The 8,770-nt window shown below is 63.1% G+C and carries 9 protein-coding genes; 3 read left to right on the top strand and 6 right to left on the bottom strand.

The genetic code is table 11. The features are described from left to right. Together VN004_RS04770 and lipA are read right to left on the bottom strand one after the other, a co-directional pair. On the bottom strand, positions 1 to 293 hold a 293-nt coding region (locus tag VN004_RS04770; RefSeq protein WP_325607539.1), incomplete at its 3' end, for a type II toxin-antitoxin system RatA family toxin. Positions 294 to 299: 6 nt separating this feature from the next. Continuing rightward, positions 300 to 1,250 (bottom strand): lipoyl synthase, encoded by a 951-nt coding sequence (gene lipA / locus VN004_RS04765; protein WP_325607537.1) that lies wholly within the window; start codon positions 1,248 to 1,250, stop codon positions 300 to 302. A 118-nt stretch (positions 1,251 to 1,368) separates the two neighbouring features. On the opposite strand from lipA, the gene VN004_RS04760 reads away from it, so the two are divergent. Both VN004_RS04760 and VN004_RS04755 read left to right on the top strand, forming a co-directional pair. Continuing rightward, entirely contained in the window at positions 1,369 to 2,835 is a 1,467-nt protein-coding gene (locus VN004_RS04760; protein WP_325607535.1) for a hypothetical protein, read from the top strand. An 80-nt stretch (positions 2,836 to 2,915) separates the two neighbouring features. Further along, complete coding sequence (locus VN004_RS04755; RefSeq protein ID WP_325607533.1) at positions 2,916 to 3,227, top strand: hypothetical protein; 312 nt, start codon at positions 2,916 to 2,918, stop codon at positions 3,225 to 3,227. A 31-nt stretch (positions 3,228 to 3,258) separates the two neighbouring features. Here the strand turns inward: VN004_RS04755 and lpdA are convergent, their stop codons facing one another. Together lpdA and VN004_RS04745 are read right to left on the bottom strand one after the other, a co-directional pair. Further along, positions 3,259 to 4,680, bottom strand: a complete 1,422-nt coding sequence (gene lpdA / locus VN004_RS04750) for a dihydrolipoyl dehydrogenase (protein WP_325607532.1) — start codon at positions 4,678 to 4,680, stop codon at positions 3,259 to 3,261. 1 nt (position 4,681) lies between these two features. Beyond that, positions 4,682 to 4,912 carry a hypothetical protein gene (locus VN004_RS04745; RefSeq protein ID WP_325607531.1) on the bottom strand — a complete coding sequence of 77 codons (231 nt, stop codon included), beginning with the start codon at positions 4,910 to 4,912 and terminating at the stop codon, positions 4,682 to 4,684. A gap of 204 nt (positions 4,913 to 5,116) precedes the next feature. Here VN004_RS04745 and modA point away from each other — a divergent pair, with 204 nt between their 5' ends. Beyond that, a complete protein-coding gene (gene modA, locus VN004_RS04740; RefSeq protein WP_325607529.1) occupies positions 5,117 to 5,872 on the top strand; it encodes a molybdate ABC transporter substrate-binding protein in 756 nt (251 codons plus the stop codon). A 27-nt stretch (positions 5,873 to 5,899) separates the two neighbouring features. Here the strand turns inward: modA and VN004_RS04735 are convergent, their stop codons facing one another. Both VN004_RS04735 and VN004_RS04730 read right to left on the bottom strand, forming a co-directional pair. Next, positions 5,900 to 7,315 carry a pyruvate dehydrogenase complex dihydrolipoamide acetyltransferase gene (locus VN004_RS04735; protein ID WP_325607527.1) on the bottom strand — a complete coding sequence of 472 codons (1,416 nt, stop codon included), beginning with the start codon at positions 7,313 to 7,315 and terminating at the stop codon, positions 5,900 to 5,902. Positions 7,316 to 7,326: 11 nt separating this feature from the next. After that, complete coding sequence (locus tag VN004_RS04730) at positions 7,327 to 8,748, bottom strand: pyruvate dehydrogenase complex E1 component subunit beta (protein ID WP_325607525.1); 1,422 nt, start codon at positions 8,746 to 8,748, stop codon at positions 7,327 to 7,329. Between the last annotated feature and the right edge of the window lie 22 nt (positions 8,749 to 8,770).

Below are 8,770 nucleotides of genomic sequence, written 5' to 3'. Positions count from 1 at the left end.
AATTCCCAGCGATTTTCCATGCGGCTGAACGGCCCGTCGAGATATTCGACGAGGATCTGCAGGTTGGCGCGATCGAGGGTCGCGCGGCTGCGGAAGGTTTCGCGGATCAGTTTATAGGCCACCGTCATATCGGCGACGATCACGACCACGCCTTCGGCTTCTTCCTTGCGACTGCGCACCTTCATGCCGGCGCAGAGCGGCAGGAATTCCGGATAACGTTCGACATCGGCGACGAGATCGAACATGTCGGACGCGTTGTGCCGGACACGACGTGTCGTGGTGAACTCGGGCATTTCGATTCAGGCTTTCGCTTCACGCGCCGCCTTGAGCGCCGCGAAATCCTCACCCGCATGATGTGACGAACGCGTCAGTGGCGAGGCCGAGACCATCAGAAAGCCCTTGGCATAGGCCACGGTCTCATAGGACTTGAATTCATCAGGCGTGACGAAGCGCACAACCGGATGGTGCTTGCGCGATGGCTGCAGATATTGGCCGATGGTCAGGAAATCGACGTCGGCGCTGCGCAGGTCGTCCATCAATTGCAGAACCTCATTCCGCTCTTCGCCCAGTCCAACCATGATGCCGGACTTGGTGAACATCGCCGGATCGAGTTCCTTCACACGCTGCAGCAGCCTGATCGAATGGAAATACCGCGCGCCGGGGCGCACCGTGAGATAGCGCGAGGGCACGGTTTCCAGATTGTGGTTGAACACGTCCGGCTTCGCGGCGACGACCTGCTCGAGCGCGCCGTCCTTTCGCAGGAAATCCGGCGTCAGGATCTCGATTGTGGTCGTCGGACAGGAGCGGCGGATCGCCGCAATCGTGCGGGCGAAATGCGCAGCGCCACCGTCGTCGAGGTCGTCGCGGTCGACCGAGGTAATCACGACATGGGACAGCCCGAGCTTGGCCACCGCCTCGGCGACATGATCGGGTTCATGCGGATTCAGCGGGTCCGGCAGCCCGGTCCGGACGTTGCAGAAGGCGCAGGCGCGGGTGCAGGTGTCCCCCATAATCATGAAGGTGGCGTGCTTCTTCTCCCAGCACTCACCGATATTGGGACAGCCGGCCTCCTCGCAGACCGTGACCAGCCGGTTTTCCCGCACGATCTCCCTGGTCGCGGCATAGCCCTTCGAGACCGGGGCCTTGACCCGGATCCAGTCCGGCTTTTGCAGGATCGGGCTGTCAGGCCGATTTGCCTTTTCCGGGTGTCGCGGCCGCGGCTGCGAAATGGTGTCGATGATGACCGTCAAATGAGGGGCCTCAAAAAGCCTGCCGTCCCGGAACCCTAGCCCTGCTTTCTAATTACGTTTTGCCACCATTCACCGCAAGGTCGGTAATGTCCCGGCCCGGCCCTTGGAACATCCGTAAATGACCCGCGACACCGTGACCCGCGAGCCTTTCACACGGCTTCAGTTCGTACGTTTTTTCATGTGCGGGCCGATGTACGTCACCTTCGTTCTGCTGGTGGTCGAAGCCCTGTTGTCGGCGGCGACGACCTGGCTGGTGATCAAGGCCGGACGCGACGTGGCCGAAGGCGGCGGTCAGCTGGTCTATGACCTGATATGGATTCTGGTGGTCCAGTGCGCTGCCTATGCAGCCGGGGCCGTGAGCTGGATTTATGCCGAACGGGCCGGGATGCGCGCATTCGGCCTCTACGTCACGAAATTCGCGCGGGATAACCGCCACTTTCCGACGCTGCTCGGCGACCGCCATGCCCGCGAACAGGTCGAACCGTTCCTCACCGGCGAGACCTTCCACACCATCTATCGCCTGATGTACGAGGTCGAGGGCCAGCTCAAGATCCTGCTGGCGCTGATCTTCAATTCCATCGTGCTCGGAATGGAGATCGATGGTCTCCTTCCCCTCGCCTATGGCACCGTCTTCACTACGTTGATCCTGCTGCAATACCTCGTGCGCAAGCGGGTCACCGAAATCTATCTCGACAGCCAGCGCTGGAATAATCGCGTCACCGCGCATGGCTATACGTTGTGGGACAATGTTTTCGCGGGAAACCGCTACAATCTGCGGCTCTGGTTCGCCGGCTTCAAGGAGCGCGCGCGCGGCTGCCTGCAAGCCGCCATCCGCGTGATCGTCGCGCGCGAGGGTCTGAGCGCCGCCGGTGCAATCTTCGGCCTCACCATAGTGTTCACGACGCTGGCCTATATCGCTTTCCGTGATGCCGGCAATACCGTGCTGCTGATCGGCATGGCGGCGACCTTGCCGCGGCAGATCGACATGACCAACGAGGTGCATCAACTCGCGATCGACTTCAACGACGTGCTCGCGGCCTGGACGCGGGTCGGCGGCATCGCCGACAACATGCGGCCGGAGCCCGATCCGCATTTCAACCGCCGCATCAAGTTCGATCGACTGGTGCTGCGCGAAGGCGGCGAAGTGAAAGTCGTGGGATCGGTCGACGACGCCCTGCGCCTGCTGCTGGCGTCTCCGACCGGGCGGATCAATGTGCGCGGCGGCAACGGCTCGGGCAAGTCGACCTTGCTCGCGGCGCTGAAGGGGGAGGTCAAGAACCGCGCCTATTACTGGCCGACGACCGACCGACTCGCCTTTCAGTTTGCCACCAAGCAACCCGAGGCCGACGAAGACGAGGATGAAGAAGCCCCCAGGCGCCGCAGGCGCAAACCGGGATTCTCGTCGGGCGAGCGGCAGATCAAGTCGCTTCAGGAGATTGTCGCCCATACCGAGGCGCCGATTTACCTTCTCGACGAGTGGGATGCTAATCTTGATGGTCCGAATCGCGCCGCGGCCAATGCGCTGGTCGAAGAATTAGCCTCCCGCGCGCGCGTCATCGAAATTTCACATCGCGACGTCGGATAACCCGCTTGTTATTGCGGCGCACAATATTATATTGCGCCGCATCATGAAGACTGCTAATCAGGCAGCAAAGGAAAGAAGAAATGAACGACACCAAACGCCCCGCCTGGAACACCAAATACGGTGTGCGGCGAGTCCGTCGGGAGGAGCCGAGCGTCGAGGACGCCATCGCTGCCGCTCAGGGTCTGACGGATGATCGCGACGAGCAGGTCGAAATTGCAGCTTCGCTGATCGGCCTGCCTCAGGAAGAGGTGCGTGCGGCGATGCTGAAGCTTGCGCCCGCCCGCAAGGAGCAGCGCACCGCGTCGGTCACAACCATTGGCCCGGGTTCAAGGCCGCGCGTCGTTGTCGTCGAAACCAAGCGGCCGCGCCGCACCGCCCTCACCCAGCGCTGACAATTGCACACATGGTCGCGCGATGGCGCGACTACATGTTCAGGACGCGTCCGTAAGCGTCGAGCACCGCTTCTTTCATCGTCTCCGACAATGTCGGGTGCGGGAAGATGGTGTGGAACAGCTCTTCCTCGGTGGTCTCGAGATTCATCGCGACCACGAACCCCTGAATGAGCTCGGTCACTTCCGGTCCGACCAGATGCGCGCCCAGCAACTGGCCGGTCTTCTTGTCGAAGATCACCTTGGCGAGGCCCTGATCCTCGCCCAGCGCGACGGCCTTGCCATTGCCGATGAACGGGAAGCGGCCGACCCGGATATCGATCTTCTTGTCCTTGGCGGCCTGTTCGGTGAGGCCCACGGACGCGATCTGCGGGAAGCAATAGGTGCAGCCGGGAATGAGTTGCTTGTCCATCGCGTGCGGGTGCAGGCCCTTGATCGCCTCGACGCAGATCACACCCTCATGCTCGGCCTTGTGCGCGAGCATCGGCGGACCCGCGACGTCGCCGATGGCGTAGATGCCCGGCACGTTGGTGCGGCACATCCCGTCGATGACGATGGTGCCGCGATCGGTCTTCACGCCCAGTTTTTCCAGCCCGAGATTTTCGATATTGCCGACCACGCCGACGGCGGCGATGACGCGCTCGACCTCGATGGTCTGCGTCTTGCCCTTCCCATCGTCGATGGTGGCGACGACGCTGTCCGCCTTCTTGTCGAGCTTTGCCACCTTGGCGCCGGACATGATGGTCATGCCCTGCTTCTCGAATTGCTTGCGGGCCAGCGCGGCAATCTCGGCATCCTCGACGGGGAGGATCTGCGGCAGCACTTCGACCACGGTCACGGCGGCGCCCATGGTGCGATAGAAGGACGCGAATTCGATGCCGATCGCGCCTGAACCCACGACCAGGAGCGACTTTGGCATTCGGTCCGGATTCATCGCCTCGAAATAGGTCCAGACCAGCTTCTTGTCCGGCTCGAGGCCCGGCAGGACGCGCGGCCGCGCGCCGGTCGCGACGATGATGTGCTTGGCCTGATAGGTCCCCGGCCCGAGCGAGCCCTTCGGCGCTTCGACGGACGATGTCTTCACGGTGATCTTGCCGGGCGCATCGATGAAGGCTTCGCCCCAGATCACGCTGATCTTGTTCTTCTTCATCAGGAAGCCGACGCCGGTATTCATGCGTCCGGCCACGCCGCGCGAGCGCTTGATGACCGCTGGCATGTCGAATTTCACGTTGTCGGCCGACAAGCCGTAATCCTTGGCGTGCTGCATGTAATGGTAGATCTCGGCCGAGCGCAGCAGCGCCTTTGTGGGAATGCATCCCCAGTTGGAACAGATGCCGCCAAGGAACGAGCGCTCGACGATCGCGGTCTTGAAACCGAGCTGGGCGGCGCGGATGGCCGTCACATAGCCGCCAGGACCGGAACCGATGATGATGATGTCGAAGGACGTATCCGCCACGCTATTCTCCAGTCCGCTTGGCGCGGTTGCGCAGGATGAGACTTCGTATGCCGCACTCGATCAAAGTCAAGGCGCAGGCGACCGACAGCGCCATGACCACTAATGGGAACGCAATATTCCGCCCCAACGGGTCCGATGAAATAAACGCGGCGTGGATGAGCGCAAATGCCGGCGGCGTCAGCGCGAGCAAAAGCGTCACAAGGGGGACGATCCAGGGCCACCGCTTGTTCATCTCCGCAAAACCGCATTCTCGGCCGGCAAAAGAGCCGGGCGCCGCGACGAGGGGTGAAATAAACGCCGCGCGCCGGGGTCAATGAAGGTGTCGAAGGACGTGCCAGCCACTCGGTCTCCGGTTCTCTGGCGTCGCCGTGAAAGGGAGATTGTCGCGGCCGGATAGCAGGAATAGCCTGCAAAGAAAACACACGGGAGGACGTCCATGCGCGAGTACCTTGTGCTCAAGTCCCTTGCGGCCGCTTCGCTCGGCCTGTCTGCCTTGTGTAGCGGCGGTGCGTCGGCCGCCGAACTCACGGTGTTCTGCACACAGGCCCTGCGGACCTCGTGCCTGGAGCTCGCGCCGCGCTTTACCGCCGCGACCGGCCACAAGGTGAACCTCGTGGTCGCGCCGTCGGGGCAATTGGTGAAGAAGATCGAGGCCGGCGAAACCGGCGACCTCCTGATCGCCAATGACCGCAATATCGACGCCCTGATCAAGGACAAGAAGGTGACGGGCGAGCGCGTCGACCTGGCGAGGGCGCAGGTTGGCGTTTCGATCAAGGCCGGCGGGCCGCGTCCGGATATCTCGACGCCCGAGGCGTTGCGCAAGACGCTCCTGGAGGCCAGGACGATCGCCTATTCCGCAGGCGGCCTGAGCGGCAACAATTTCGAAAATGCGATGAAAAAGCTTGGCATCCTCGACGAGGTCAAGAAAAAGGCGATCAGCGCGTCACCGGCGGCAAAGGCGGTGGTGAGCGGCGAAGCCGACTTCGCCGTGCAGCAGATCTCCGAACTGATCGCGGTGGAAGGCGCCGAACTGCTCGGTCCCCTCCCCGGCGCGCTCGATCAGGTGACGCAATTCTCGATGGGTGTCCTGTCGGACTCAAAGCAGAAGGATATCGCGCGCGCGATGCTCGATTATCTACGCACGCCCGAAGCGCAAGGCATGATCAAGGCGAAGGGGCTGACGCCGGGGTGAATGGGTCCTGTTGCCCGGGCGAGCGCGTCACACCACCATCATCACCGGATTTTCAATCAGCTTCTTGAACGCCACCAGAAGCTCCGCGCCGAGCGCGCCGTCGATGGCGCGGTGATCGCATGAGAGCGTCACGCTCATGATCGTCGCGGCGACGATCTGACCGTTGCGCACCACGGCACGTTCCTCGCCCGTGCCGACCGCGAGGATCGACGATTGCGGCGGGTTGATCACGGCGGTGAAGTCCTTGATCCCGTACATGCCGAGATTGGATACCGATGACGAACCGCCCTGGTATTCGTGCGGCTTCAGCTTCTTGGCCTTGGCGCGCGCCGCGAGCTCCTTCATCTCGTTGGAGATCGTGGACAGCGACTTGAGTTCGGCCTGGCGGATAATCGGCGTGATCAGACCGAAGGGCAGCGCCACGGCAACGCCGATGTCGGAATGCTTGTGCCGGAGCATCGCGCTCTCGGTCCACGACACATTGGCTTCCGGGACTTTCTGCAGAGCCAGCGCCAGCGCCTTGATGACGAAGTCGTTGACCGAAAGCTTGTAGAGCGGCTTGCCCTCCGCATTCTTGCCGGCGGCGGCGTTGATCTCCTCGCGCGCCGCGGTGAGCTTGCCGAGATCGCAATCCACCGTCAGGTAGAAGGTCGGCATCGAGTTGGTCGCCGCGGTCAGGCGCTGCGCGATGGTGCGGCGCATGCCGTCATGCGGGATGCTCTCGTAAGAGCCGGGTTCGTACAGACCGAGAATCTGCTGATCGCTCATTGCAGGAGCTGCCGCCGCTCCTGCCGTCGCGGCGCTGGCCGGCGCACCGGCAACAGGCGTCGCCTTCAGTCCCTTGCCTGCCTTGGCCGCATCGATGTCGCGCGCGATGACGCGGCCATGCGGTCCGGTGCCCTGGATCTGGGATACATCGAGGCCCGCCTCCTTCGCGAGCCGGCGCGCCAGCGGCGAAGCAAAGACGCGAGCACCGCCGTTGGCCTTCGGGCCTGCGCCCTGCGAGACAGCGCTTCCCGCCTCCTCAGGACGAGGAGCAGCGGGTTGCGGCTTGGCCTCTGATTTCGGAGCCTCATCCTGAGCGGCCCGCCCAGCAGGAGCCTCGAGGGCTGGCGCAGGCTTCGCGGCCGTAGGAGCAGGAGCAGCTGCCGCTTTCGCCGGGGCAGCCTTCGCAGCGCTCGCCGCAGCCTTCACGTCCTCGCCCTCGCTCGCGAGCACCGCGATCACCTGATTGACCGGCACATCGGCGGTGCCTTCAGGCACCACGATCTTGGCCAGCGTGCCCTCGTCGACCGCCTCGACCTCCATCGTCGCCTTGTCGGTCTCGATCTCGGCGATGACGTCGCCGGATTTGACGGCGTCGCCCTCTTTCTTCAGCCACTTGGCGAGATTGCCCTTCTCCATCGTCGGAGAGAGCGCGGGCATGCGAATGTCGATCGGCATCGCGAGCTCCGCTACCGGTATGTCACAGCTTTTGCGGCATCGACGATCTCGGCGACCGAAGGCAGCGCCAGCTTTTCGAGGTTCGCCGCGTACGGCATCGGCACATCCTTGCCGGTAATGCGCATGACCGGGGCGTCGAGCCAATCGAACGCCTTTTCCATCACGCGTGCGGAAATCTCGGCGCCGATGCCGCTCTGCGGCCAGCCTTCCTCCACCGTGATCAGCCGTCCGGTCTTCTTCACCGACTCGATGATCGTGGCATCATCCATCGGACGCAGCGTGCGCAGATCGATGACCTCGGCATAGATGTGTTTCTTGGCAAGCTCCTCGGCGGCTTTGAGCGCGTAGGTCATGCCGATCGAGAACGACACGATGGTGACGTGATTGCCGGGCCGCACCACCTTCGCCTTGCCGATCGGCAGCACGAAGTCATCGAGTTTCGGCACCGGGAACGAGTGGCCGTAAAGAATCTCGTTTTCGAGGAAGATCACCGGATTGGGATTGCGGATCGCGGCCTTGAGGAGGCCCTTGGCATCGGCCGCCGTATAAGGCGCGATCACGATCAGACCGGGAATCGCCGAATACCAGGCGGAGAAATCCTGGCTGTGCTGTGCAGCGACACGCGCGGCGGCGCCGTTCGGCCCGCGGAACACGATCGAGGCGCCCATCTGTCCGCCGGACATATAGAGCGTCTTGGCCGCGGAATTGATGATCTGGTCGATCGCCTGCATCGAGAAGTTGAAGGTCATGAATTCGACGATTGGCTTCAATCCGGCGAGCGCGGCGCCGACGCCAAGGCCGGCAAAGCCGTGCTCGGTGATCGGCGTATCGACCACTCGCTTTGGCCCGAATTCCTGAAGGAGGCCCTGCGTCACCTTGTAGGCGCCCTGATACTCGGCGACCTCCTCGCCCATGACGAAGACGGACTCGTCGCGCCGCATCTCTTCGGCCATCGCGTCGCGCAAGGCTTCGCGAACAGTCTGAGTCACCATCTCGGTGCCGGCAGGAACATCCGGTTCGGGCTCCTGTTCCGGCTGCGGCGGGGTCGCGACGGCCGAGATGGACTCGTCCTTTTCGATCGGCTCCTCGGAAACGGGAGCGTCCGGGGCCTGCGACTCTTCGATCTTTTGCTGCGTATCCGGCCGCTCGGGGTTGCGTTGCGGCGCCGCGCTGATCGCCGATGCATCCTCGCCATCGCCGAGCAGCACTGCGATCGGTGTATTGACCGCGACATCGGCGGTGCCTTCGGGGACGAGGATCTTGCCGAGCGTGCCTTCATCGACCGCCTCGACCTCCATCGTCGCCTTGTCGGTTTCGATCTCGGCGATGACATCGCCGGACTTGACCGCGTCGCCTTCCCGCTTCAGCCACTTGGCAAGGTTGCCCTTCTCCATCGTCGGCGAGAGCGCGGGCATCAAAACTTCAATCGGCATGGACGCTCTCTATTCGGGCAAG

Source organism: Pseudorhodoplanes sp. (assembly GCF_035565855.1).
Classification (GTDB): Bacteria; Pseudomonadota; Alphaproteobacteria; order Rhizobiales; family Xanthobacteraceae; genus Pseudorhodoplanes.
Note: the sequence above shows the minus strand (reverse complement) of the source record. Positions and strands in the feature narration are given on the sequence as shown.

Bases quoted from the DNA above. Each gene is read 5' to 3' on its own strand.
- VN004_RS04745 (WP_325607531.1), bottom strand. From the start codon at position 4,912: ATGAACAAGCGGTGGCCCTGGATCGTCCCCCTTGTGACGCTTTTGCTC.
- VN004_RS04735 (WP_325607527.1), bottom strand. From the start codon at position 7,315: ATGCCGATCGACATTCGCATGCCCGCGCTCTCTCCGACGATGGAGAAG.
- VN004_RS04755 (WP_325607533.1), top strand. From the start codon at position 2,916: ATGAACGACACCAAACGCCCCGCCTGGAACACCAAATACGGTGTGCGG.
- modA (WP_325607529.1), top strand. From the start codon at position 5,117: ATGCGCGAGTACCTTGTGCTCAAGTCCCTTGCGGCCGCTTCGCTCGGC.
- VN004_RS04730 (WP_325607525.1), bottom strand. From the start codon at position 8,748: ATGCCGATTGAAGTTTTGATGCCCGCGCTCTCGCCGACGATGGAGAAG.
- VN004_RS04760 (WP_325607535.1), top strand. From the start codon at position 1,369: ATGACCCGCGACACCGTGACCCGCGAGCCTTTCACACGGCTTCAGTTC.